The organism is Bradyrhizobium liaoningense, assembly GCF_018130785.1.
Taxonomy (GTDB): Bacteria; Pseudomonadota; Alphaproteobacteria; order Rhizobiales; family Xanthobacteraceae; genus Bradyrhizobium; species Bradyrhizobium liaoningense_A.
The window spans coordinates 1-23,839 of record NZ_JAFCJT010000036.1; the positions used below are offsets into that span (position 1 = coordinate 1).

General features: G+C 65.3%; 20 protein-coding genes. 7 read left to right on the forward strand and 13 right to left on the reverse strand.

What is annotated here, in order from left to right:
* The first annotated feature begins 485 nt into the window (after positions 1-485).
* The 3 genes from JQ627_RS36510 to JQ627_RS36520 all read left to right on the forward strand — a co-directional run bounded on the left by JQ627_RS36510 (position 486) and on the right by JQ627_RS36520 (position 4,215).
* On the forward strand, positions 486-1,550 hold the full coding sequence (locus tag JQ627_RS36510) for a ketopantoate reductase family protein (protein WP_028154283.1): 1,065 nt from the start codon (positions 486-488) through the stop codon (positions 1,548-1,550).
* 229 nt (positions 1,551-1,779) lie between these two features.
* Positions 1,780-2,598 carry a YkgJ family cysteine cluster protein gene (locus tag JQ627_RS36515; RefSeq protein ID WP_212489174.1) on the forward strand — a complete coding sequence of 273 codons (819 nt, stop codon included), beginning with the start codon at positions 1,780-1,782 and terminating at the stop codon, positions 2,596-2,598.
* A 105-nt stretch (positions 2,599-2,703) separates the two neighbouring features.
* Positions 2,704-4,215, forward strand: a complete 1,512-nt coding sequence (locus tag JQ627_RS36520) for an ATP-binding protein (protein WP_212489175.1) — start codon at positions 2,704-2,706, stop codon at positions 4,213-4,215.
* On the opposite strand, the gene JQ627_RS36525 is transcribed toward JQ627_RS36520, so the two are convergent.
* The 11 genes from JQ627_RS36525 to JQ627_RS36575 all read right to left on the reverse strand — a co-directional run bounded on the left by JQ627_RS36525 (position 4,212) and on the right by JQ627_RS36575 (position 17,308).
* On the reverse strand, positions 4,212-6,524 hold the full coding sequence (locus JQ627_RS36525) for a TonB-dependent receptor (protein ID WP_212489176.1): 2,313 nt from the start codon (positions 6,522-6,524) through the stop codon (positions 4,212-4,214). The genes JQ627_RS36520 and JQ627_RS36525 overlap by 4 nt on opposite strands.
* Positions 6,505-7,578 (reverse strand): HoxN/HupN/NixA family nickel/cobalt transporter, encoded by a 1,074-nt coding sequence (locus tag JQ627_RS36530; protein ID WP_409363839.1) that lies wholly within the window; start codon positions 7,576-7,578, stop codon positions 6,505-6,507. The genes JQ627_RS36525 and JQ627_RS36530 overlap by 20 nt, the downstream gene beginning before the upstream one ends.
* Before the next feature lie 229 nt (positions 7,579-7,807).
* On the reverse strand, positions 7,808-8,548 hold the full coding sequence (locus JQ627_RS36535; protein WP_212489177.1) for an ABC transporter ATP-binding protein: 741 nt from the start codon (positions 8,546-8,548) through the stop codon (positions 7,808-7,810).
* Positions 8,545-9,390 (reverse strand): ABC transporter ATP-binding protein, encoded by an 846-nt coding sequence (locus JQ627_RS36540; protein ID WP_212489178.1) that lies wholly within the window; start codon positions 9,388-9,390, stop codon positions 8,545-8,547. The genes JQ627_RS36535 and JQ627_RS36540 overlap by 4 nt, the downstream gene beginning before the upstream one ends.
* Positions 9,390-11,213, reverse strand: a complete 1,824-nt coding sequence (locus JQ627_RS36545; protein WP_212489179.1) for an ABC transporter permease — start codon at positions 11,211-11,213, stop codon at positions 9,390-9,392. Before JQ627_RS36545 ends, JQ627_RS36540 begins: the two co-directional genes overlap by 1 nt.
* 61 nt (positions 11,214-11,274) lie before the next feature.
* Positions 11,275-12,432 (reverse strand): ABC transporter substrate-binding protein, encoded by a 1,158-nt coding sequence (locus tag JQ627_RS36550; protein ID WP_212489180.1) that lies wholly within the window; start codon positions 12,430-12,432, stop codon positions 11,275-11,277.
* Positions 12,433-12,493: 61 nt separating this feature from the next.
* Positions 12,494-13,072, reverse strand: coding sequence for an alkylhydroperoxidase domain protein (locus JQ627_RS36555; RefSeq protein WP_212489181.1), 579 nt, complete (start codon positions 13,070-13,072; stop codon positions 12,494-12,496).
* 14 nt (positions 13,073-13,086) lie between these two features.
* Positions 13,087-13,686, reverse strand: coding sequence for a CMD domain protein (locus JQ627_RS36560; protein ID WP_212489182.1), 600 nt, complete (start codon positions 13,684-13,686; stop codon positions 13,087-13,089).
* 37 nt (positions 13,687-13,723) lie between these two features.
* The gene (locus JQ627_RS36565; RefSeq protein ID WP_212489183.1) at positions 13,724-14,758 is read right to left on the reverse strand and encodes a putative FMN-dependent luciferase-like monooxygenase; all 1,035 of its coding nucleotides are present in this window, start codon (positions 14,756-14,758) and stop codon (positions 13,724-13,726) included.
* A 124-nt stretch (positions 14,759-14,882) separates the two neighbouring features.
* Positions 14,883-15,677, reverse strand: coding sequence for a MetQ/NlpA family ABC transporter substrate-binding protein (locus tag JQ627_RS36570; protein WP_212489184.1), 795 nt, complete (start codon positions 15,675-15,677; stop codon positions 14,883-14,885).
* Between the two features lie 203 nt (positions 15,678-15,880).
* Positions 15,881-17,308, reverse strand: a complete 1,428-nt coding sequence (locus JQ627_RS36575; RefSeq protein ID WP_212489185.1) for an MATE family efflux transporter — start codon at positions 17,306-17,308, stop codon at positions 15,881-15,883.
* Positions 17,309-17,451: 143 nt separating this feature from the next.
* On the opposite strand from JQ627_RS36575, the gene JQ627_RS36580 reads away from it, so the two are divergent.
* Positions 17,452-18,030: a TetR family transcriptional regulator gene (locus tag JQ627_RS36580; RefSeq protein ID WP_212489186.1), complete on the forward strand. Its 579-nt coding sequence runs from the start codon at positions 17,452-17,454 to the stop codon at positions 18,028-18,030.
* A gap of 224 nt (positions 18,031-18,254) precedes the next feature.
* Here the strand turns inward: JQ627_RS36580 and JQ627_RS36585 are convergent, their stop codons facing one another.
* A complete protein-coding gene (locus tag JQ627_RS36585; protein WP_212489187.1) occupies positions 18,255-18,812 on the reverse strand; it encodes a hypothetical protein in 558 nt (185 codons plus the stop codon).
* 263 nt (positions 18,813-19,075) lie between these two features.
* Between JQ627_RS36585 and JQ627_RS36590 the strand changes: the two genes are divergently transcribed.
* Positions 19,076-20,863 (forward strand): peptide ABC transporter substrate-binding protein, encoded by a 1,788-nt coding sequence (locus JQ627_RS36590; RefSeq protein ID WP_212489188.1) that lies wholly within the window; start codon positions 19,076-19,078, stop codon positions 20,861-20,863.
* Here JQ627_RS36590 and JQ627_RS36595 read toward each other — a convergent pair.
* Positions 20,826-21,830 carry an AraC family transcriptional regulator gene (locus JQ627_RS36595; RefSeq protein ID WP_212489189.1) on the reverse strand — a complete coding sequence of 335 codons (1,005 nt, stop codon included), beginning with the start codon at positions 21,828-21,830 and terminating at the stop codon, positions 20,826-20,828. The genes JQ627_RS36590 and JQ627_RS36595 overlap by 38 nt on opposite strands.
* A gap of 194 nt (positions 21,831-22,024) precedes the next feature.
* Here JQ627_RS36595 and soxC point away from each other — a divergent pair, with 194 nt between their 5' ends.
* Entirely contained in the window at positions 22,025-23,296 is a 1,272-nt protein-coding gene (gene soxC, locus JQ627_RS36600) for a sulfite dehydrogenase (protein WP_212489190.1), read from the forward strand.
* Entirely contained in the window at positions 23,283-23,831 is a 549-nt protein-coding gene (locus tag JQ627_RS36605; protein ID WP_212489191.1) for a c-type cytochrome, read from the forward strand. Before soxC ends, JQ627_RS36605 begins: the two co-directional genes overlap by 14 nt.
* The last annotated feature ends 8 nt before the right edge of the window (positions 23,832-23,839 follow it).

Genomic DNA, 23,839 nt, shown 5'->3' on the forward strand with positions numbered 1-23,839 from the left:
AGGCGAGACGAAGCCTGACAGCGCCGCTCATCCAGCACGAAGTTTTGGGCTCACGGAGAGCAATCCGCCCTGCCCTATTCTTTCGCGCCCGACGCTGCCGCGTCCACCGCAAGCCCGGCTCGCGACAGTGACGACACAAGATCGCCCCTCAAGGATGAGCCGGGATGGGCAACACATACGCCGTTTCCGAATTTCGGTAAAGTAGAATATTTTAATGCGGAATGATTGACAGCCGCGCGGTGTTTTGCCCGACGGACAATACCGGTTCGCGTAGCCCGATAGAGCGAAGCGAAATCCGGCTTCTTTGCCGCGAGCTACGGCCGCCCCGGATTACGCAGCGCTGCATCCCTCAACGGGCGTCCTTCGGAACCTTGTATGCATTATCCCAGTTGCCATCCCTGCGGACTTCGCTTTACATGCCGCCAACTCGCCCGCTGATGACGGCTGGGCTTAAAAAATCACACACATTTTCAAAGGGACGGAATATGGCGCGTAACATCCTGATTCTCGGGGCTTCCTACGGCTCCCTGCTGGGCACGAAGCTGCTGATGGCGGGCCATAACGTGTCCCTGGTCTGCCGCGCCAAGACCGCCGAGCTGATCAACCGTGACGGTACCGAGGTGCGCATCAAGCTGCGCGACGAGGCGGTGCACCGGGCGATCTTCTCGCGCGACCTGCCCGGCAAGCTCGACGCGGTGACGCCGGGCAATGTCGACCTCTCGCGCTACGACATGGTCGGCCTGGCGATGCAGGAGCCGCAATACACCAACCACACGGTCCGCGTTCTCATGGTCAAGATCGCCGCGGCGAAGCTGCCGTGCCTGTCGATCATGAACATGCCGCCACTGCCTTATCTCAAGCGGATCCCCTCGCTCGCCGACATGGACCTCGAGGAGGCCTACACCAATGCGCAGGTGTGGGAGCGCTTCGAGCCCGGCCTGGTAACGCTGTGTTCGCCCGACCCGCAGGCGTTCCGTCCGCCGGAAGAAGCCGCGAACGTGCTGCATGTCGGCCTGCCCACCAATTTCAAGGCATCGGCCTTCGCCGACGAGAAGCACAACAAGGTGCTGCGCGAGCTCGAAGCCGACATCGATGCGGTGACGCTCGACGGTCACGACGTGCCGGTGAAGCTGAAAGTGTTCGACTCGCTGTTCGTGCCGCTGGCGAAATGGTCGATGCTGCTGACCGGCAACTATCGCTGCATCACGCCGCACGAGCCGCAGTCGATCCGCGACGCCGTGCACGGCGATTTGGCGCGCTCGCAGACGATCTACGACCATGTCGACGCGATTGCCCGCCGTCTCGGCGCCGATCCGCAGGACCAGGTGCCGTTCGCGAAATACGCCAAGGCCGCCGAGAGCCTGCTCAAGCCGTCCTCGGCCGCGCGTGCGGTGGCGAGCGGCGCACCCTTCATCGAGCGCGTCGATCTGCTGGTGAAGCTGATCTCGCATCAGCTCGGAACACCCAACGCCGAGATCGATCGCACGGTCGAGACCGTGGATCTGAAGCTGAACGAGAAGATCGTGCAGGGCGGCTCCGGCGCTCAGTAGCAGCGCGCCGGCGCCGGCTTGCACTGATCGACCGGATTTGTCGATGCAGACAGGGTCGCCCTTGGGCATGGGCCTACGATTTGGCCCAATACGGGCCATCCCGCTCAGCAGTCCGTTTGCGTAAATCCCGCATACATGCGACTGCTAGCCGTCACACGGGCGCCGACTTCCGCAAGTTCCGGGGCAGCGCGATGACCGGATCGAAGGGCTGAAGAACAAGTAGAAGACGATGGATCAGACGGCGTTGCAGGTCGCTCGCGCGGTGGAGGCCGGCGCGACGACGATGAAGGGGATCGTTGACGCGACCGGATTGTCCCGCCTCAAGGTCGAGCGCGCGCTGAGCACGCTGGAGAAGCAAAAGCTCCTCATTCGCGACGGCCAAGGATTTCGGCCGGCTAACCGGCAAACGCCGCCGCCGCTGACCCGGCAGTGCGGATCCTGCAACGCATGCTGCGATATCCTCGAGGTCGCTGCCGTCGACAAGCCGGTGAACCAGCTCTGCAAGCACTGGCAGACGGGCACCGGCTGCACCATCTACGACCGCCGCCCGCAGATGTGCCGGTCGTTCGTCTGCGCCTGGCTGCAAGGTCATCTCGATGACGCGTGGTTTCCGGCGACGTCCGGCATCATCGTGCATTTCAGCCAGGACGCGGTGAACGTGACGGTCGACGACCACTGCCCCGATCGCTGGCGCGAGGAACCCTATTTCAGCAAGCTCGCCGAATGGTCGCTGAACGGGATCAGGCGGATCGGCAACCGCGGCTACGCGACCCTCGTGGTCTCCGGCGAGAACCGGTTCCTGCTGCTCGGACGTACCATCGTTCCCGAGCCGACGCCGTTCGGAACGGCGTTCCTGCCGCTCACCACCGACACCTTCCGGTTCTGGCGCGCAAGATCTGCCGAGCATTTGCAGCGGCTGCACGAGCGCATCGCCGAGATCGAGCGGATCAGGCAGGAATTCGGCTCCTGCGTCATCCCCGAGAACGAGGACGACGATCCGCAAGCACCCTACCGCCCCGCACTTCTACGGCAATCGAATCACGCCTGAACTCCGTCGTGGGCAACACGGCATGATTCGCACCGTGCCGCTCGACGCGCCCCGGCCGGGTTGATAAGCCCCTGTCCGCGAATGATGGGGACTTGAGTCGGGGACATGACGGTTGCGATCGAGATGGGGCAGACCACGGCAGGCGCCGCGGCCGCCATGGACCTCGAGGAACTGCTGGCGACCCGCCTCCTGGTGCAGGGCAATTCGGGCTCCGGCAAGTCGCATCTGTTGCGGCGCCTGCTGGAACAGAGCGCGCCCTGGGTGCAGCAGGCCATCATCGACCCCGAAGGCGACTTCGTCACGCTGGCCGAGCATTTCGGCCATCTGGTGATCGAGGCCGAGGATCACACCGAGCGTGGCCTTCAGGTTGCCGGCGAGCGCGCGCGGCTGCATCGCGTCTCTACCGTGCTCAATCTCGAAGGGCTGGACGCAGAGAACCAGATGCGGCGCGCCGCGGCGTTCCTCGGCGGTCTGTTCGACGTCGACCGCGATCATTGGTACCCGATGCTGGTGGTGGTGGACGAGGCGCAGCTGTTCGCGCCGGCGGTCGCCGGCGAGGTCTCGGACGAGGCGCGCAAACTCTCTCTCGGCGCGATGACCAACCTGATGTGCCGCGGCCGCAAACGTGGCCTCGCCGGCATCATCGCGACCCAGCGGCTGGCAAAACTCGCCAAGAACGTCGCCGCAGAAGCCTCCAATTTCCTGATGGGCCGGACCTTCCTCGACATCGACATGGCGCGCGCCGCCGACCTGCTCGGCATGGAGCGGCGGCAGGCCGAATCCTTTCGCGATCTCGAGCGCGGACAGTTCATGGCGCTTGGGCCTGCGCTCTCGCGACGCCCACTGCGTTTGCATATCGGCCCGACCGACACCCAAGCGCGCAACTCCACGCCGCGGCTGATGCCGCTGCCCGAAGCGACACTCGAGGATATGCGCGCCGTGATCCTGGCCGCGCCGCCGCCCGATGCCAGCCGGCCGCAGCGCCGGCCCGCGCCTGATCTGCTCGAGCAGCTCCGCGCCGCGAAGGCGGCCGCGCCGGAGATCCGGCCCGAGGCGGTCGAGGCGCCCGTCAGCGCCGAGGAACTGGCGGAGCGGCGCGAGCGCGTCGACCGCACCTTGCGCGCCGTACTCGCCGCGCCCGACGCCGGCTTCCGCGCGGTCGGCGTGCTCTATCAGGAGTTCGTGGTCCGCTGCCGGATCGAAGGCCTCGGCTCGGCCGTGCCTGACCTCAACGAGTTCCGCCGTATGCTGACGCACGCGCGGGCCGGGCTCGGTGCGGATCTCGCCGATGACGACGCCTGGCAGGATGTGTCGCTACGCGCCTCGATCCTTCCCGACGACATGCAGGGCGTGTTCATGATGATCGCACGCGCGGCGAAGGAAGGCTGGCCGTGTCCCGGCGATGCCGCGATCGCGCGCGCCTACGGCTCGCACTCGCTGCGCCGGGCCCAGCGCCTGCTCGGCTATATGGAGGAGCAGGGCCTGATCGTCTGCCAGCTCGACGGCGGCGGCCGCCGGATCGTGACGCTGGTCGAACTCGCCTGGGCGACTGCGCCGGGCGATCCCAATGGCGATGATCTGCCGGCCGAGCAGGTTCCGAGCGCGGCCTCGGCCTAGAACGCGCCAGCCACAGTCAGACGAAACGTCAGCGGCTCGACCGGGTGCAGCACGTAATCCATCACGCCGTTCTGGCAGACCGCCGTCGGCGCGACGCCGCCGGTGCAGAGATTGAAGAGCGTATCGGTCTTGAGCAGCGAACCGTAGGCGTAAGTGATCTGGTTCGCCTGTGTGTTGAAGAGATTGAGCACGTCGAGCTGGATGCGCCAGCCATTGTCGATGCGATAGCCGAGGCGGCCGTTGAAGATGCTGGTCGCGGATGAGCGGAACGCATTGTCTTCCGTCAGCGGGCTCGACGCCAGATAGCGCCAGCGCAAAGCCCCGAACCAGCCGGTCTTCTCGCCGAGCGTGATGCCGGCGGAGGCCACCATCGCCGGCGCGTTCGGAATGTAGTTGCCGGGCGCGTTGCCGATCTGCGCCTCGGGATAGCCCGCGAGCGACGCATAGACCTCCGCCTGCTCGCTGTCAGTGCCGCGGAAGCGCGCATGCGTCATGGCGAGCTCGGCATCGATGTCGATCCACGAGCGCGGGCGGTAGTGATTGGTCCATTCGAAACCGTAGCGGCGGCTGGCGCGGGTCGCCGAGGTATCGCCGGCATCACCGGAGAACAGGATCTCGGAATCCTGGTCGAGGATGAAGAGGCTGAGCGAGGTGTCGAGGCCGGGAACGATCTTGCTGCGGACGCCGACCTCCGCGCCCTTTGTAGGTACCAGCAGCGGCGACGGCGTAAGTCGCGTGGCGGGATCCCTCGGATCTTCCGTCGTGGTCGCGCCGCGCGCGTCGTTCGAGTGCATGCCGGTGCCGGCGCCGAGGAAGAATTCAGTCTGGTTGAACGGGCCGAGCACCATGCGGAATTTCGGGCTGCCCAGCGCGGCGTCAGTGCGGCCGGAATTGTTGGAATTGAACAGCGAGGTGACGTCGGCCGCATAGTAATCGCCGCGCAGGCCGACAGTGGTCCTCAGCCAATCGGTCCAGCGCACGGTATTTTCGGCGAAGACGCCGACGCTGCCCTCGCCGACCTTGTCGCTGCGAATGCTGGAGAGCAAGCCGCGCTGGAACGTGTTGCTCAGCGCCAGATCGATCGAATCATAGCGCGATTGCAGGCCGATCGTGGTCTGCATCGGCAGGCCGGCGAACGACCCGTTCAGCGTGCGCGAGATGTTGGCGCCGGCCATCAGGCGGTCGTCGTGCTGGTGGAACTGGTCGCCGAGCACGGGATCGCTGAGGAAATAGGTGAAGTTGTTGAAGAGGTCGAGCTGGCTCTTCACGACGTAGGCGTTGGCCTTCCACGATCCCACATCATCGCTCTGCGCGACGCGGCCGGAGAGCGCGAAACGATTGGTGTTGCCACCGTCGCTCGGATCCTCCGAACCGAACCGGTCGAGAAAACCGCCGGTGATCGCGCGCTGCGGCACCTGGTCGGTCGAATTCCATTTGTTGGCATAGGCCATGCCGGTGATGGTCAGACCATCCGTCGCGGTGCCCTGGCTGTAGCGCATAAGGCCGTTGAGCTTCCTCACATTGTCCGGATTGTCCCAGGGACCGTTGTAGGTGCCGATTTCACCGGCCACGAGCAGCGAACCGTCACCGAGCTTTGCGGAATCCATGCCGAGCAGGCGGCGATAACCAAAGCTGCCGGCGGTGATCTGGGCGAGACCCTTGGTGCGGTCGATCAGGCCGATGCGCACGCTGCCGACGGATGCAAAATCGCTTTCGTCGGCGAAGTACGGTCCCTTGCGCACATCCATCGCGCTGATGGTTTCCGGGATCAACCAGTTGAGATCGGCATAGCCTTGGCCGTGCGCGTGGGTGCGCATGTTGACCGGGACGTCGTCGACGTAGATCGCAAGGTCGGTGCCGTGGTCGAGATTATAGCCGCGCAGAAAATACTGGTTGGCTTTGCCCTCGCCGGAATGCTGGGTCACGATCAGCCCCGGCACCGCTTCGAGCGCCTCGCCCGGCCGCGCGAACGGGCGCGCGTTGATCTCCTCGCCGGAGATGGTGATCTCGCTGGCCATGCTCGGCGGGCGCTTTGCGCCCGAGGCGACGCTGCGCGCATCCGTGACTTGCGTTGCGGCTGGAGAGACGACGACGACGCTGCCGGGCTGGATGGGTTTGCTGGCCCGCCGCGATATGGCCGGCTTCTTGCGACGCGGTGCCTCGTCGCTGGAGACTTGGACTGGCGGTAGTTCGCGTGAGGCACCACTGCTCTGTGCAAAGGCGCTGCCGTCATCTGCGAGAAGGACGAACGCGGAGAGTGCCGCCAGCCCGCCGAAGCGTCGGCCAGACTCAGGCTGCCTCGGTCGCATCGGTGCCTCGAAGCACATCCGCGCGTGAAGGTTCGATCGCAGACATGCGGCGATAGAGCACGACCGAGACGAGCCAGGCGACTGCGAACAGTCCGATCACGGCGAAGCCGACATTGGCGAGCGACTCGTTGAGGGCGTCGACCAGCGTCCACACGCCGCCGGACAGGCCGAGCCGGTCCGCGATCAACCCGAGCGCCTCGATGCCGCCGATGAACAGCGCCACCGCGACGGAGGCGCCGGTGATCGTGAGGTTGTACCAGAGCTTTCGCAGGGGATCGACGAAGGCCCAGCGATAGGCGCTGACCATCAGCGCCGAATCGGCGGTGTCGACCAGCGCCATGCCGGCTGCGAACAGCGCGGGAAAGACCATGACATCGGCGAGCGAAGCGCCACGTGCGGCTTCGCTGGCGGAGACGCTGAGCAGGCCGATCTCGGTCGCGGTATCAAAGCCGAGCCCAAACAGGAAGCCGAGCGGGTACATGTGCCATGGCTTTGTCACGAGGCGAAACATCGGGCCGAGCAGCCGCGTCAGGAACCCGCGATTGGCAAGCAGCGCATCGAGGCTTTCGGCGTCGCGAATCCCCTGCTCCCGTGCTGCGCGAAACGTCCGCCACAGCCCGGCGAAGATGACGAGATTGATGGCCGCGATGACAAGCAGGAACAGCGCCGACACCGACGTGCCGATCAAGCCACCGATCTCCTTGAGCAGGCTGTCGCCACCGAGGCTGACGACCCCGACCGCAAGCAGCATGGTCGCGACCACGACGATTGTGGAATGGCCGAGCGCGAAATAGAGGCCGACCGATCGCGGCGCATCGCCCGCATTCATCAGCTTGCGCACGACATTGTCGATGGCGGCGATGTGGTCGGCGTCGACGGCATGACGGAGGCCAAACACCCATGCCAGCAGCGCGGTCGCCATCACCGTGGGACGGTCGCCGAACGCCGCGAAGGCCCAGGCCCATGCGGCGATGTTGGCGGCGATGAGCCCCCCGAACAGCAGCACCATTTCGGGCTCGACCGCCCGCAGGGACCATCTCGTCACGAAGAACATTCCATCCGCTGCGCGCACCATCGCGGTAGCGGTATGATCTTTCCATAAAATGGTCATACTGACCAGTGCAATTCGGCAGGGCGGCCTTGCAACCGTGCTTGCGGCCATCCTTCGAGACGCCCGCTGCGCGGGCTCCTCAGGATGAGGTTCTGTTGCTTGGCATAATGTCAGACCCTCATGGTGAGGAGCCCGCGCAGCGGGCGTCTCGAACCATAAGGCCGAGGTCCTACTACGCCGCCTCGGAGCCGCCGAGATAGGCGTCGCGGACTCTGGGGTCGTCCTTCAGCGCCCGCGCCGGGCCTGACAACACGATCTTGCCGGTCTGGAGCACATAGGCCTCGTGCGCGATTTCGAGCGCGAGGCTGGCATTCTGCTCGACCATGAAGACCGACACGCCTTCCTGGTTGATGGTGCGGATCAGCTCCAGCACGCGGTCGACATAGAGCGGCGACAGGCCCATGGTCGGCTCGTCCATCACGATCATCCTGGGACGGCTCATCAGCGCGCGCGCCATTGCCACCATCTGCTGCTCACCGCCGGACAGGGAGCCCGCGCGCTGCGACAGCCGCTGGCCGAGTTTCGGGAACAGCGTCAGCATCTTGTCGAGATCCTGCGCCACTGTATCCCGGTCGTTGCGCACGAAGGCACCCATCAAGATGTTTTCGCGCACGCTCATGTCCGCAAACAACCGCCGCGCCTCCGGCACGGAGGCGATACCACGGCGGACGATCTGCGGCGTGGTCAGCCCGAGCAGCGAGGCGCCGTCGAAGGTCACGTCGCCCGAACGCGGTTTCACCAGGCCCAAAATGATCTTCATCGTCGTCGACTTGCCGCTGGCATTGCCGCCGAGCAGGCAGACGATATGGCCGCGCCCGACCGTGATCGACAGGTCGAAATGCACCTGGGCCTGGCCGTAGAACGTGTTGACGTTCGAGAGCGCCAGCAGCGGTTCGGATGCCTTGTCCGTCATACTGCGCTCTCCAGCTCCGGCGTCCCCGACAGACCGTGGCCGAGATACGCCTCGATCACCTTGGGATCGTTGCGCACCTCTTCGCCCGGGCCTTCCGCGATCTTCTTGCCCTCGTCCATGACGATGACGCGGTCGGAGAGGCGCATCACCATCTCCAGCTTGTGCTCGATCAGGAGGATGGTCAGCCCTTCCGCCTTCAGCTCGGCGACGAGCGCCTGCATCTCCGCGGTCTCGGTCGGGTTCATGCCGGCAGTGGGCTCGTCGAGCAGCAGCAGGCGCGGCCTCAGTGCGAGCGCACGCGCGATCTCGACGCGGCGGCGGTTGGCGTAGGACAGGCTGTAGGCGGGCTGGTCGATCCGCGGCAGCAGCCGCTCGCCGAAGCGTGCGAGAATGGCCTTCACCTCCTCGCGCAGCCGCTCCTCTTCGTCCCTAACGCCGGCCGGACGCAACAGCGCCAGCCCCAATTCGAGCAGCGGGCCGATCACCGGCACCGCCGGCTTCACCGCGCGCAGCCGCGTGTGGGCGCCGATCAGGACGTTATCCATGACGCTGAGATTGCCGAACACGCGGCCGAGCTGGAACGTGCGCGCGATGCCTTCGGCAGCAAGCCGCTCGGGCGAGAGACCCGTGACGTCTTGCCCTTCAAAGTGGACCGTGCCGGCGTCTGGACGGTCGAGCCCGGTCACGAGGTTGAACAGCGTCGTCTTGCCGGCGCCGTTCGGACCGATGATGCTGATCAACTCGCCCTTGGGAAGGTCGAGATCGATGGCGTCGACGGCGGTGAGACCGCCGAAACGGCGCGTCAGCCCGCGCAGGGACAGCATGGATGAGTGCTCCGCCATCACATTGTCCCCAACAGGCCCTGCGGCCTGAACCGCACGAGCAGCAGCAGCACGATGCCGTAGATCAGGATGCGGTACTCCGCCGCGATCCGGAAAACTTCCGGCAGACCGACCAGCGCGACCGCTCCGACGATTGCGCCGACGACGTTACCGAGGCCACCGAGGATCACAACGGTCAGCGCCAGGATCGATTGCTGCGTGTTGAAGGTCTCGTGGTTGATGTAGGAATAGAGATGCGCGGCGATGCCGCCGCTGACACCGGCCGCGAAGCCGCCGAAGATGAAGGCCAGCGACTTGTAGCGGTTCAGGCTGAGGCCATAGGCGCGCGCGGCGATGTCGTCGTCTCTGATAGCGCGGAAGCTGCGGCCGAGATGCGAGCCGAGCAACCGGCCCTGCAGCAGCGCCAGCACGACCATGACGACGAAGCTGAACCAGTAGATCGAATTCGGGCTGATCAGATCGTAGCCGAACAGGGACAGCGGCGGAATGCCGGAGATGCCGATCGGGCCGCGCGTGACGCTCTCCCAGTTCAGGATCACCAGCGACACGATCTCGCCGATGGCGAGCGTCGCGATCGACACATAGTGCCCGCGCAGGCGAAACGACGGCGAGATCAATGCCGTGCCGAGCGCAGCACTCATCAGGCCACCGCAGATGATGGCGAAGCCGACGGGGACGGAGAAATTCAGCGACAGCAGTGCGGAGGTGTAGGCGCCGATCGCGAGCAGCGCGGCATGCCCGAGCGAGACCTGCCCCACCGAGCCCGCAACCAGCGTCAGGCTGAGTGCGAGCATGCCGAGCAGCCAGGCGTTGATCAGGGTCTGGAGCACGTAGAAGGACACCGGAAACAGCGGCAGGATCGCGAAGATCGCGGCTGCAACCAGCAGCGCCCAGCGCGGAATGCGCACCGGACGGCTCGGCGCAATGAAGGTGCCGGTGAGCGGCTCGGGCGGCGCCTGCCGCGCGCTGGCGAACAGGCCGTTCGGGCGAAGCACCAGCACGACGACCAGCAACAGGAAAGCGAACAGATTGCGGTAGCTGGTGCCGAACACGGCGACGCCGTAGCTCTCGACCAGTCCGAGCAACAGGCTGCCGATCACGGCGCCCGGCACGTTGCCGGCACCACCGACCACTTCGGCAACGACGCCCTTCAACGTCGCCTGAAGGCTCATCGCGGTGTCGATCTGGTTGTAGTACATGCCGACCAGCATGCCGGAGACGCCGCCGAGCGCAGCGGCAATGCCGAACACGGCCTGATTGACCCGGTTGACGTCGACGCCCATCTGCATGGCGGCGTCGCGGTCCTGCGAGGCGGCGCGCACCGCCCAGCCGAGCTTGCTGTAGCGCAGGAACACGAACAACAAGAGCGCGCTGGTGAGGCCGACTCCGGCGATGAGCAGATCAAGAGGTCCGATCGTGCCGCCGCCGACCTGGAAGCGCACGTCAGGCAGTTGGCTCGGCAGCGCGCGGGGATTCGGCGAGAACGTCAGCATCACCAGCTGATCGAGCACGAAGCTGATGCCGATGGTCGCGAGCAAGGGCGCGATGCGCACGGAGTTCTGGAGCGGACGCAGGCCGAACCGTTCGATGATCAGCCCGACGATCGCGGCGGCCACGGCCACCACGATGATCGTGAGCGGCAACGGCGTATGCAGCTGCACCACCGCGACCCAGCCGATATAGGCGCCGACGAGGTAGATCGAGCCCTGGGCAAAGTTGATCAGCCGGCTGACGCCGAAGATCAGCGCGAGCCCGACCGCAACGAGGGCGTAGACATTGCCGACGATCAGCCCGTTGATCGTGTAGTCGAGCCAGGAAGACACGCTGATATCACCGCGTAGAGAGGGAAGCGGCCGGGACCCCCGCCCCGGCCGTCAAGTCAGGTCAGGTCGGCTTGCCGTCCCAGAGCGCGAACTGGCCCTTGCGCACGACGAGCTCGGCATTCATGGCGCCCTTGACGCGGCGGGTCGCGACGTCGAAGGTCGCCTGCCCGAAGATCACGCTCGGGACGTCCTTGACCTTGGTGAAGGCATCGCGGATCGCCTTGCGGTCGGTGCCGCCGATCCTCACCACGGCAGCCGCCATGTTCATCGCGTCATAGGCGTAAGCATTGAAGGCGTCGGGCTCGAGCCCATTGTACTTCTTCTTGAAGCCGGCAATGAACTTCTGCACCTCGGGCCGCGGGTCTTCCGGGAAGTAGCGCGTGCCGACGTGGACTTCCTCGACCGCCTCGCCGCCCAGCTCCAGAAACTTCGGCGAATAGACCGAGCTTGCCGCACAGATCACCTGCTTGAGCCCGACCTGGCGTGCCTGACGCGCGATCAGGGCGCCGTCGGAATAATAGGAGATCAGGATCAACCCGTCCGGATTGGCGTCACGCACGCGCACCAGCGTGGAGCGGAAGTCGCGCTCCTCGGCGATATAGCCTTCGGTGACCGCGATCTCGGCGCCGTATTCCTTGGCGGCGTTGACGAAATAGTCGCGGCTGGTGCGGCCCCAATCGGTGTTGAGGTGCAGCACCGCGAGCTTCTTCAGCTTGAGGCGCCGCACCGCATAGGACGCCAGCAGCGGCTGCTCGTCGGCCTGGCTGACCGAGGTGCTCCACATGAAGTCGCCGCCCTTGGTGAAGTCAGGATGCGAATTGGTGAAGCCGAACTGCACGAGGCCGGCGCGCTGATAGATCGGCGAAGCCGCCATCGAGGCGGGGCTGGAGAAATCGCCCAGCTCCAGCACGATGGCCGGATTGGAAACGAATTTCTGGGCGATCGCGACCGACTGGCGGGGATCGCTCTGGCTGTCCTCGAATTGATAGGCGAGCTTGCGGCCATTGATGCCGCCGGCGGCCTGGATCTCGTCGAGCGCGAGATCAAAGCCCTGTTTCCACTGCGTGCCATATTGCGCGTTCGGCCCGGTCAGGGGACCACTGACACCGAGCAGGATCGGCTCGGAGGATTGCGCGATGGCGGTGCGCGAACCGGCCGCTCCCGCCATCATGGCGGCAAGCGAGCCCTTGACCAGGGTACGACGATCGATGTTGCTCATGCACGGCTCCATCCAGTCAGATGTTACAAACAAGCGGCAATTCTTGTGCCAGTGAAGATGCCTATTTCGAGGGCTCACCGAGCGACAGCATCAGCCGGTTCGCCCAGTTGAAAAACGACGCGCCATTGATGACATCGACGATCTCGGCATCGTCGAGACCCGCGCGGCGCAGCTCCTCGATATTGTCAGGACCGAACGCGATCGGCGTCGCGGCCAGCGCCACTGACGCCTTGACCACCGCGTTCCAGCGCTCGCCGAGATCGGCCTTGATGCCCTCGTCGAGCAGACGCTGCACGTCGTCACGGCGTTTGGAATAGGTGCTGGCGAAACGCGCATGCACGGACGCGCAATAGATGCAGCCGTTGTAGCGCGAGGTCGCGGCCGCCGCGAGCTCGCGTTCGGCGCGCGGCAGGCCGTCGGCGACGTTGTAGAAGATGTCCTTGTCGGTCTTGGTGCGGGCTTCCAGCACCTCGGGATCGCGCACCAGAAGGCGGAAGTATTCCGACTTGGCACGGGCGCGGTCGACGAGGCCATTGAAATGCCGTTCGGTCAATTCGGCCTCGGGCAGCGGATCGATCCACGACACCCAGCCGAGCTCGTCCTGGGTGAAGACGACGGGCGGATTGACGGTGGCGCTCATGATGCAGCCTCCTCTTATGCGTTCATTGCTGCGAGCGTGCGCAAGCCGCTGACGACGCGCACCTGGAACGACAGGAACGCGACGAGTTGGGAGAAGGTGACGATGCCGGTGTTCGACCAGCCAGCGGCCAGCAGCGCCTTCATGTCGGTGGAGGCCGCATCGCGCGGCCGGAACACGAGCAGATGCGCATGCTCGAGTGCCGCGACGAGCCGGGTGCCGAGAACGGACTTGCTCGCCGCACCCACGCGATAAATAAGACCAGCCGTGTTCTCGACCGACAGCGGGCCGGCCGGGAACGAGCCATACGGACCCGAGGTTCTGCCCCGCGCGATCTCGGCGTCGATCGCTTCAAGCAGAGCCGCGCCATCCGCACTCGCCGCAAGCTTGTCGCGATAGAAGGTCGCAACGGGCGACTCACCATGCAGCCCGGTCACGAAGGCGGCGACCGCGGCGCGCTCCACAAGCGAGAAATCGCTCGTATCGATCGGCGCGAACAAGGAGAGGTAGCTCTTCTGCGCGTTCTCGCGCGCTTGCAGTCGGCGCCCGCGGATGCCGTCCAGAGCCGAGCCCGGCTCGATTCCGGCAAGCGTGTCGATGATATCTGTCGTACTCATCATTCAGCCTCGTGCAACGCGATCATGTTCATTCCGATCAGCCGGCCAGAGCCACGTCAGCCGCCGTCCGGGTCCAGCCCAGCGCCGGTGCGACCTTCTCCGCGACCAGCTCGATCGAGCGCAGGATATGGGGATGTGGCGCATCGACCGAATGGGCCTGGAAGACGAGGTCGGTCACCCGCTCCAGCGTGGCATCGGCGCGGAGCGAGGCGATGACGTCGTCGGCCGCACCGACATGGGTGTCGAATGCGATGATCATCTCCTCCAAACTCTCGCCCGGCCTGGCGTGACCGCCCTTGAGGAACTGCGGCAACGCGCGCCGTAGCCCGATATCGGCAAGGCGCATCGCTTCAGTCCGGTCGTCGGCGACGAAGACGCTGCGCGAGGCCATGATGCGGGGCTCGCATCCCGGCGGCAGCGCTTCGAGATAGGCATCGATGACCGGGTTCTGGATCTCGGCCAGCGTTGCGCGCGGCGCCTCCTTGGTCCGCGGCTGGGTGCGCGACAGCAACAGGCCGTCACCCGCCCTGCCCGCGCGCGCACCGCCGGCGACCGAGAACGTTGCCTGCCAGATCCGCTTGTCCAGTTGCGGGCGCTGCGGATAGAGCGTGTCGCCGCCGGTGAGCGGCTTGCCGACGAGCGCTGTGCGGACGACATCCAGATTGCGCGCAAAGATCTCGTTGCGCTGGGCGCTGTCGAGGCCGAAGGCGGCAAAGGCCGACGGATTGCCGCCGGTGCCGACGCCGAGCTCGAACCGGCCGTTGCAGAGGAGATCGAGCACCGCGGCATCCTCGGCCACCCGCACCGCGTTCTCCAGCGGCAAGGTGACGATGCCGGTGCCGAGACGGATGCGCGAGGTTTGGGCTGCGACGTAACCGAGGAAGGTGAAGGGCGACGGCAAGCCGCCCTCCCGCTCGTGAAAATGATGCTGCGCGATCCATGCGGAATCGAGACCCGCTTTCTCTGCACGCACGATCTGCTCGGCGGCGAAGCGGTAGCGCTCGGCTGGCGGGGCTTCATCGAGGAGCCGCGTGAAGAACCCCAGTCGTTTCAGGTTTGCAAAGCGTTTCATACGACCCCTGTCGGGCGAGGATGGGCCCCGATGATGTCGGTTGCCGCAGCCCCAGACAAGCGGGCATTGCGCAAGGCTGCCCGCCGGACCGCCCCTCGCGCTGGACTTCGGCTGGGCAAACTGCCTACCAGCTCGGCAGCACCGCGCCCTTGAACTTGGTCAGGACGAACTCCTTGACCTCCGCCGTGTGGTAGCTGTCCACGAGGATCTTGACCCAGGGCTTGTCCTTGTCGGCGGCGCGAACGGCGATCAGGTTGACATAGGGGCCCTTCGGGTCCTCGCGCAGGATCGGATCCTTGACCGGATCGAGGCCCGCCTGGGTTGCATAATTGGTGTTGATCGCGGCGGCATCGACATCGTCGAGCGCGCGCGGCGCCTGCGCCGCATCGACCTCGATGAATTTCAGCTTCTTGGGATTCTCGGTGACGTCGAGCATCGTCGGCTTGAAGCCCGTGCCGTCCTTCAGCTTGATCACGCCCTTGTCGCGCAGCAGGAGGAGCACGCGGCCGCCATTGGTCGGGTCGTTGGGGATCGAGACCTTGCCACCCTCGGGGATATCCGCGAAGGCCTTGTGCTTCTTCGAATAGACGCCGATCGGGAAGTTCACGGTCAGCGCAACGGGCTCGATCTTGTAGCCGCGGTCGGCCTTCTGGTTGTCCAGATAAGGCTGGTTCTGGAACGAATTGGCCTGGATCTCGCCGGCGTCGAGCGCCGCATTCGGCACGACGTAGTCGGAGAACTCGATGAGCTGGATGTCGAGGCCGTTCTTCGCGGCAATCGGCTTCACCGCCTCGAGGATCTGCGCATGCGGGCCCGGCGTCACGCCAATCTTGATGGTCTCGGCGGTTGCTGCTGCCGACCAGGCGGCGAGCGCGGCTGCAAGGATCAGGGGGAGGCGAAACGACATCTTGGTCTCCATCACTCAACGAAAATGATTGGAACCGTATTCGCTTCTCCGCCGGGCGAAATCAATGAAATGGAAATCCATATTTGTCGACTGACGCGGACAACGCTTCTCCGTTCGCCCTCATGTGGGGAACGAATGCGCCCGCGCAAGCGTGACGCGCATCACCGCGCAGCGGCGCCCGGAGAGCGAGAATTGCCGGCATCGGGTGCGCCCGTTTACTCGGAGCGCCACGTCCACGGTGATAGCATGATCAGGACACAGATCGCGGCATAGGCGGCGAGCGACAGCGTGACCATGGTGGCGAGACCCGCCACGCCCGCGCCAAAACTCGCCACCGCGATCCAGCCGCCGCCGGCCGCGATCAGGATGCGCGCGAAGGACGAAGCGAGCGGCCCCATCGCTCGGCCGGTGCCTTGCACCGCGAACGAGCTGACAAAACCGAAGCCGAGCGCGGCATAGGCCGGCGCGACGATGCGCAAATAGGTCATGCCCTCGCTGACGACGTCCGCGTCATGGCTGAAGAGGTGCAGCCAGGCCGTCGGGAAGATCGCAACCAGTAAGCCGATCGTGCCGGTCATGATCATGCCGACCACGCCGCTGATCCAGCCGATCTTTCGTGCCCGCGCGGTCTGGCCTGCGCCCATGTTGACGCCGACCATGGTCAGCGTCGCCGTGCTGATGCCGAACAGCAGCGGAATCATGATGTAGTCCAGCCGCGAGGCGATGCCGTAGCCGGCGAGTGCGGAGGTGCCGAACAGCCCGACCGCGCCGGTGACGAGGATGACGGTGAGGTTGGTCAGCACCGCGTTGAACGCGGTGGGGACGCCGACCTTCAGCATGTCGCCGAAGATCTTTGCGCGCAACGGCACGATGTGCAGCCTCAAGCCGGTCGCACCCGTCGACATGTAGCGCAGCAGGAACAGCATCGCCGCGCCGTAATAAAAGCCGAAGGCTATGCCGGCGCCGCCGATGCCGAGCCGCGGGATCGGCCCGAGCCCGAAGATCAGCGCCGGCGAGACCGGAATGGTCACGATGGCGCCGACCAGCGTCACCAGGGCCGGCACCTTGACGTTGCCGGCGCCACGCAGCGCGGCCGCCTGAAGGTTCACGATCCACACCGGGATGGCGCCGGCGAACAGATAGTTGGAATAGGTGGTGGCGGCGGCAAGCGCACCGTCGGTGCCGCCGAGGGCGCGATACAGATGCGGACCACCGAGGACGACGCCGAGCGTGAACACGCCGCCGGCAATGATCGCGAGCACCACGGCATGAAACAGCGCCGCCTCCGCGTCAGCGCGGCGGCCCGCACCGACCGCGCGTGCCACCGAGGACGCAACGCCGGAACCGAACCCGCCGTTCGACATCATGGTCATCAGCATGAAGATCGGGAACACCAGCGCGGCGCCGGCCAGCGCATCGGTGCCGAGAAAGCCGACATAATAGGCCTCCGCGATGTTGACCGCGGTCTGCGCCACCAGGACGGTCACGGTCGGCAGCGCGAGCTTGAGCAGTGTGGGCAAGATCGGCGCGGTCAGGAGCGCGGCGCGTCTTTTCTCAGCGGTGCTTGGGACGGGCGTAGCTGCCTGGCGAAGTGGCGCCGCGGTGTGGGCCACGAATGGTGCAGCGGCATCCTCGACTGACATGGGTTCGATCCTGTGGTTCCCCCGGACCGCCGGTCGGCCGCCCATTGTATTATGATCATAATGTATTATTATGATCGTAATTCAATAGGCCGTGGCTCACGATTTTGTGGCTGGGGTTCAAGCCGGGTTCGCAGGAGGCGGAATTGGCGCGCTACGACAAGGGACACAGGGACACGACGCGGCGGCACATTCTCGATGTCGCATCAACCCAGTTCCGCGAGAGCGGCATCGCCGCAGTCGGCCTCGCCGGCATCATGGCGGAGGCGGGCCTGACCAACGGCGCCTTCTACACGCATTTCGCCTCCAAGGAGGAGCTGGTGCGCGCGGTGCTGTGTGACGCTCTGGAGCGGCGCGAGCAGCGGCACAAGGACAATCTCGCAAACGGCGTCGCGCTGGAGACCACGATCCGCGACTATCTCTCGCCGAGGCATCGCGACCGCGGGGCGACCGGTTGCCCGACCGCGGCCCTCGTCTCCGAGATCGCGCGGCATCCGAAGGCGACGCGCGATGCCTTCACCGGAAAGATATCCGACATCCTCGCGCTGATGGCGGCGCAAATGCCTTTGGGCACGCCGGCGGAACGGCGCCGCCGCGCCATCGCGGCCTACGCCACCATGGTCGGGGCACTGCAATTGTCGCGCGCGGTGAGCGACAGGCAATTGTCCGAGGAAATTCTCGAGAACGCGGTGGATGCCGCGCTGGCGATTTCGAGCGGACGCTGATGCAGTCGCCGCTTCGCGGGTCCATGTGTGGCAATTTCCTGGCGGTCGCAATAAATCTCCGACCGGGGCAACACTCCGAAACTTGATGCGCCCGCACCGACCGGGATAGCGTTCCGGCGCGGCCTTAGAACTTCCCCAAGTTCACCGAGTTCGCACCGGATCGCCGCCTGGGTCTCTCGGGCGGCGATCCGGATCGTCGTAGCCCGGGGCTTCCTGATTATTACTCAGCTCCTCGCGTCGAGCTGGCTGCTACGGCCGGACGAATTGGCTTGCGAGGCATAAGCGGAGGCTGCGGCCGATGCCGGTGAATAGTGCGACAGCGATTCGGCGAGTTCTTCGGCGGCTTCGGTGAGTTCCTTCAGGACGGCGTCGCTGTCCGTGGCCTGGCCGCCGGAGGAATGCAGCACCTCGAACGAGATTCCGTTCGGCAGATCGACATGGACCTTGTCGATCCCGACGGCGTCGGGCGTGTCGCCGTTCTGCGCCTGGTCGGCGCTGGACGCCGGATCACCTGATATCTGCTGGCTCGCGAGCCGCTGCACGAAATCCTCGATGGACTTGAGCGCGCTGGCGTCGAAGCCGCCGCCGCCGAAATGGACGATGCCGATCGACATGCCGTTCGGCAGGCTCACCTTGACCTCGTCGTAGGGCGTGCCGCTATCCATCAGAGACGAGAACGTCGAGGCGCCGTCCTGTGAACCGGCCGATTTCGACGGGCTGGAGGATGAAGGCGCCCCCGCCGCGCTTCCACCACCGATGCTGCTCATGCTGCTGACACTCATACGCGTGCTCCACGGTCATTGCGAACGCACGCTTTGCGTGCAATGCGCATGCCAGATGAAGGCCTCATTGCCATCAAGGGCTTATCGCGAACTCGAGGCGGCAGGCCCTTCACGGCGGCAACGATGTCCCGGCAGAAGCTGCCCACCTCCACGTTCGTCATTTCGTCGCAGGGCCTCGCGGCCTCGCCGGCATTGCCGCCTCGTGCATGATGCAACATGATGGGGTACCGGCTACGATTTTTCTTCGAGGTGGAGGTCATTCGATGAACGAAGACGAGATTCGCAAGTCCATCGCGGAGGTGAAGCAAGGCACGCTGACGCGACGGTCGTTCATCCGGACCATGGCTGCGGCCGGGATCGCAGCGCCGGTCGCGAGCCAGATCCTGCTCTGGAACGACGTCGCGATGGCGGACGCTACGCTGCAATACAAGCCGACCAAGGCCGGCGGCGGCGGCCCGCTCAAGATCCTGCTATGGCAGGCCCCCACCCTGCTCAATCCGCATTTCGCGATCGGCACCAAGGATCAGGTGGCTTCGCGCATCTTCTTCGAGCCGCTGGCCGGCTGGGACAAGGACGGCAACCTCATCCCTTGCCTCGCCGCCGAGATTCCGACAAAGGCGAACGGCAGCCTCGCGGCCGACGGCATGAGCGTCATCTGGAAGCTGAAGCAGGGCGTGAAGTGGCATGACGGCAAGCCCTTCACCGCCGACGACGTCGTCTTCACCTGGGCCTATGCGGCGGACCTCGCGACCGCCGCCTACAGCACGGGATCCTACAAGGACATCACCGTCGAGAAGATCGACGACCACACCGTCAAGGTGCTGTTCAAGGCCCCGACCCCGTTCTGGGCCGACCCCTTCGTCGGCTCGGTCGGCCAGATCCTGCCGAAGCACCATTTCGGCGACTATGCCGGCGCGAAGTCGCGCGAGGCGCCGGGCAATCTGAAGCCGGTCGGAACCGGCCCGTACAAATTCGTCGAGTTCAAGCCCGGCGACCTGATCCGGGCCGAACGCAACCCCGACTATCACGTCAAGAACCAGCCGCATTTCGACACGCTCGAGGTCAAGGGCGGCGGCGACGCGGTCTCGGCGGCGCGCACCGTGCTCCAGACCGGCGAATACGACTATGCCTGGAACCTGCTGGTGGAGGAGGAGGTCCTCAAGCGCATGGAGGCCAGCGGCAAAGGCAAGGTCGACATCACGCCGTCCGGCAACGTCGAGTTCATCATCCTCAACACGACGGACCCCTGGACCGAGGTCGACGGCGAGCGCTCCAGCGTCAAGACCAGGCACCCGACGCTGTCCGACCCGGTCGTCCGCCAAGCGTTCAACCTGCTGATCGATCGCGAGGCGATCCAGAAATTCATCTACGGCCGCGGCGGCATCGCCACGGCGAGCTTCGTCAACCAGCCCCAGCAGTTCAAGTCGGGCAAGCTGACCTACGCGTTCGACGTCGACAAGGCGAACAAAATCCTCGACGAGGCCGGCTGGAAGAAGGGCACGGACGGCATCCGCGAGAAGGACGGCAAGAAGCTCAAATACGTCTTCCAGACCTCGATCAACGCCCCGCGCCAGAAGACGCAGGCCATCATCAAGCAGGCCTGCCAGAAGGCCGGCATCGACATCGAGCTGAAGTCGGTGACCGCATCGGTGTTCTTCTCGTCCGACGTCGGCAACCCCGACACCTACTCGAAGCTCTATTGCGACATGGAGATGTACAACACGACGCAGCCGCAGCCCGATCCGGAGCGGTTCCTGAACCAGTGCGTCTCCTGGGAGATCGCCAACAAGGAGAACAAGTGGCTCGGCCGCAACATCTCGCGCTGGTCCGATCCCGAGGCCGACAAGGCCTACAAGACCGCGCAGCAAGAGCTCGATCCGGTCAAGCGCGCCGCGCTCCTGATCAAGGTCAACGAGATCTTCTGCGAAGCCAATGTGCTGGTGCCGCTGCTCTCCCGCAACATCGTCGGCGCCGGCGTCAACAACCTCATGGCCGACATCTCGGGCTGGGACGTCACGACCTGGAATCTGGGGAGCTGGTATCGGGTTTGACAACGGGCGCCCGAGGACCCGGCTCCCTCAAGGCGCCGGGTCGCATGCCGTATCTGCGCATGATGGCTTTGCTCAGCGCGCCTTCGGACGCATACCCGACCTCGCCGGCGATCTTGGCGATCGGATCGGAGGTGCCGGCCAGCCGCTTGCGCGCGACCGTCAATCGCAAATCGGACAGGAACGTCATGGGCGCGACCCCCGCGCGCTTTTGAAAAGCGCGCACCAACGTCGCGCGCGAAGCGATCGCCACCGCCGCCATGTCGTCGAGCGTCCAGTCCCGGGCAAGATCGTTGAGGATCGCCGACACGACCCGGGCCGTCACGCGGTCACGCAACAGCGACACCGTCCCGTTCCCGGAGGCATCGCCCGAAAGATGGTCGCGGAGCATCATCACGAACAACGCTCTCGCGAGGTCGGCTGCGACCACCTCCGATCCAACCCGTCCTGCGTCGAGCTCTTCGCGGATGTCGATCAGCAGGCGCCGAAACCGTTCCAGCAGCGGCTCCTCCGCCGTGCGCAGGACAATCTCGTCGGGAAGCGCGGCGATCAGCGGGTTCTCATCCGACGTCTCGAACAGGAAACGGCCGCACAGCAGTTCGGTATCGACCTCGGCCTCGACCGTTGCGCGCTGGCGGACGCCGTTTCGGACTTCGGTCGAGATCCGCCCGACAGCGCCGCCCGTCCGGCTACGAACCGCGTGACTGTCGCCGTGCGGCAGCAGGAGGATGTCGCCGGCTTCCAGCCGCAGCGGGCCCAGGCCCGGCCGCTCGACCACGCAGGCGCCGCGCGTGACCATGTGGAATTGCGCCCATCCCTTGCCGTTCGGCGCGTGTAGCGACTCCCAGCTGCCTCCGAACTTGCAGGAATCCTCGAATATTGGACGGATCCTGAACAGCGGCACCATTGCCTTCAACAATTCCGCCGCGTCCGTCTCCGACATCCCTCTCCCCTTGATCCGCCCGGACATGTCTCCGAGCCGCACGGCCATTCCACGGAGCGGCCAAGCGCATTTAACGTGTGGCCGGGCCGTCGCGCGCATGAGTGCACCAGTCCTCATGGCTTCTAACACAACCTAACGAGCAATCCTCACGGTGTTCGGTACATGTCGCGGCATGAAGGCGCAGGGATTTCCAGAAATCAGGTTCATCGAGGGGAGATCATATGACGTCCAAGACGCCAGTGGAGTTGTTGCCACGGCCTGCGAACGTGTCGCGCCGTGGCTTCGTGGGAGGCCTGTCGGCGGGCATTTTGGGCGCGGTGGCGTCTGAGGCCGCCGGCGCCGAGACGCTGGCCGACGTCCCCGATCGCGGGCCGGGCGCCGATCTCAGCGCGCACAGCGAGCGATCCCGCTTCGCCAAGCTCGATCGCATCCCCGAGGCCACACCGGGCAAGCGCAACGTCGATCCCGGCGATGCCATCAATTCCAAGACTCCACATCAGAAACTGGTGGGCAACATCACGCCGACGGATCTGCATTACGAGCGCAGCCATTCCGGCGTGCCCGATATCGATCCCGCGCAGCACCGGCTGCTCATCCACGGCATGGTGCAAAAGCCGCTGGTCTTCAGCGTCGACGATTTGAAGCGGATGCCATCGGTCACGCGCGTCGTGTTCATCGAATGCACCGGCAACGGCTGGGAGAACTGGAAAACGGCCGATCCTGACGTGACGGTGCAGAACACGCATGGCCTCGTCAGCACCAATGAATGGACCGGCGTTCCGCTGAAATTCCTGATCGACCTCGTCGCCAAGGACAAGGACTCGAACTGGATGCTGGCGGAGGGCGGCGACGGCGCAGGCGTCGATCGCAGCATTCCCCTCACCGACGAGATCGTGAACGAGGCTTTCGTCGCCTACGGGCAGAACGGCGAGCCGCTGCGGCCCGCACACGGCTTTCCGATGCGGCTGGTGATGCCGGGCTTCGAGGGCAACCTCAACATCAAATGGCTGCGCCGCCTCAAGTTCGGCAGCGAGCCTTGGATGACGCGCTGGGAGACGGCGCGCTACACGCAGCTGCTTGCCAACGGCAAGGCGCGGCAGTTTCAGCTGCGGATGGAGACCAACTCTGTCATCACCCAGCCCTCGGGCATGATGCAGATCCAGCCCGGCTATAACCGCATCTCGGGTCTTGCCTGGAGCGGCCATGGCAAGATCGCGAAGGTCGAGATCTCGACCGACGGCGCCAGGACGTGGAAGCCCGCGCAACTGAGCCAGCCGGTGCTGTCCAAGGCGCAGGTGCGCTTCCAGATGGACTGGGTCTGGGACGGCAAGCCGACAAAAATCGTGAGCCGTTCGACCGACGACCAGGGCAACGTTCAGCCGGACCGGCAGTCCTTCATCGCTGCGATGGGGACCAACGCGCTGTTTCACTACAACGCCCAGCAGACCTGGAGCATCGACGAAGCCGGGAGGGTCCGCAATGTCCTCGCATGACAAGCTCATTCTCGCCGGCATCCTCACCGCCGGCCTGCTCGCCGCGCCCGCGCTGGCGTTCGATTTCGGCCGTCCGGCAACGCCGCAGGACATCAAGCTGTGGGACATCGACGTCGGTCCTGACGGCAAGGGCCTGCCCGACGGCAGCGGCACGGCGGCGCAGGGCAAGCAGATTTTTGCCGACAATTGCGCGGCCTGTCATGGCGACAACGGCCAGGGCGGCATCAAGGATCGTCTCGCCGGCGGACAGGGCACGCTTGCCTCCAACATGCCGGTCAAGACCGTCGGCAGCTTCTGGCCCTATGCGACGACCCTGTTCGACTACATTCATCGCGCGATGCCCTATCCGACGCCGGGCTCGCTCAGCACCGACGAGACCTATGCCGTCACCGCCTACATATTGAGCCTCAACGGCATTGTTCCCGCCAACGGCAAGGTCGACAAGGACTCCTTGCCGAAAATCAGGATGCCCAATCGCGACGGCTTCATTCCGGAGCCGGAATTCGACCCGGCGCGATTATTCCGCAAGAAGTGAGCGGGTAA

Excerpts from the sequence above, each read along its gene's own strand:
- JQ627_RS36510 (WP_028154283.1), top strand. The coding sequence starts at position 486 with ATGGCGCGTAACATCCTGATTCTCGGGGCTTCCTACGGCTCCCTGCTG.
- JQ627_RS36515 (WP_212489174.1), top strand. The coding sequence starts at position 1,780 with ATGGATCAGACGGCGTTGCAGGTCGCTCGCGCGGTGGAGGCCGGCGCG.
- JQ627_RS36520 (WP_212489175.1), top strand. The coding sequence starts at position 2,704 with ATGACGGTTGCGATCGAGATGGGGCAGACCACGGCAGGCGCCGCGGCC.
- JQ627_RS36525 (WP_212489176.1), bottom strand. The coding sequence starts at position 6,524 with ATGCGACCGAGGCAGCCTGAGTCTGGCCGACGCTTCGGCGGGCTGGCG.
- JQ627_RS36530 (WP_409363839.1), bottom strand. The coding sequence starts at position 7,578 with ATGTTCTTCGTGACGAGATGGTCCCTGCGGGCGGTCGAGCCCGAAATG.
- JQ627_RS36535 (WP_212489177.1), bottom strand. The coding sequence starts at position 8,548 with ATGACGGACAAGGCATCCGAACCGCTGCTGGCGCTCTCGAACGTCAAC.
- JQ627_RS36540 (WP_212489178.1), bottom strand. The coding sequence starts at position 9,390 with ATGGCGGAGCACTCATCCATGCTGTCCCTGCGCGGGCTGACGCGCCGT.
- JQ627_RS36550 (WP_212489180.1), bottom strand. The coding sequence starts at position 12,432 with ATGAGCAACATCGATCGTCGTACCCTGGTCAAGGGCTCGCTTGCCGCC.
- JQ627_RS36555 (WP_212489181.1), bottom strand. The coding sequence starts at position 13,072 with ATGAGCGCCACCGTCAATCCGCCCGTCGTCTTCACCCAGGACGAGCTC.
- JQ627_RS36560 (WP_212489182.1), bottom strand. The coding sequence starts at position 13,686 with ATGAGTACGACAGATATCATCGACACGCTTGCCGGAATCGAGCCGGGC.
- JQ627_RS36565 (WP_212489183.1), bottom strand. The coding sequence starts at position 14,758 with ATGAAACGCTTTGCAAACCTGAAACGACTGGGGTTCTTCACGCGGCTC.
- JQ627_RS36570 (WP_212489184.1), bottom strand. The coding sequence starts at position 15,677 with ATGGAGACCAAGATGTCGTTTCGCCTCCCCCTGATCCTTGCAGCCGCG.
- JQ627_RS36575 (WP_212489185.1), bottom strand. The coding sequence starts at position 17,308 with ATGTCAGTCGAGGATGCCGCTGCACCATTCGTGGCCCACACCGCGGCG.
- JQ627_RS36585 (WP_212489187.1), bottom strand. The coding sequence starts at position 18,812 with ATGAGTGTCAGCAGCATGAGCAGCATCGGTGGTGGAAGCGCGGCGGGG.
- JQ627_RS36590 (WP_212489188.1), top strand. The coding sequence starts at position 19,076 with ATGAACGAAGACGAGATTCGCAAGTCCATCGCGGAGGTGAAGCAAGGC.
- JQ627_RS36595 (WP_212489189.1), bottom strand. The coding sequence starts at position 21,830 with ATGTCCGGGCGGATCAAGGGGAGAGGGATGTCGGAGACGGACGCGGCG.
- soxC (WP_212489190.1), top strand. The coding sequence starts at position 22,025 with ATGACGTCCAAGACGCCAGTGGAGTTGTTGCCACGGCCTGCGAACGTG.
- JQ627_RS36605 (WP_212489191.1), top strand. The coding sequence starts at position 23,283 with ATGTCCTCGCATGACAAGCTCATTCTCGCCGGCATCCTCACCGCCGGC.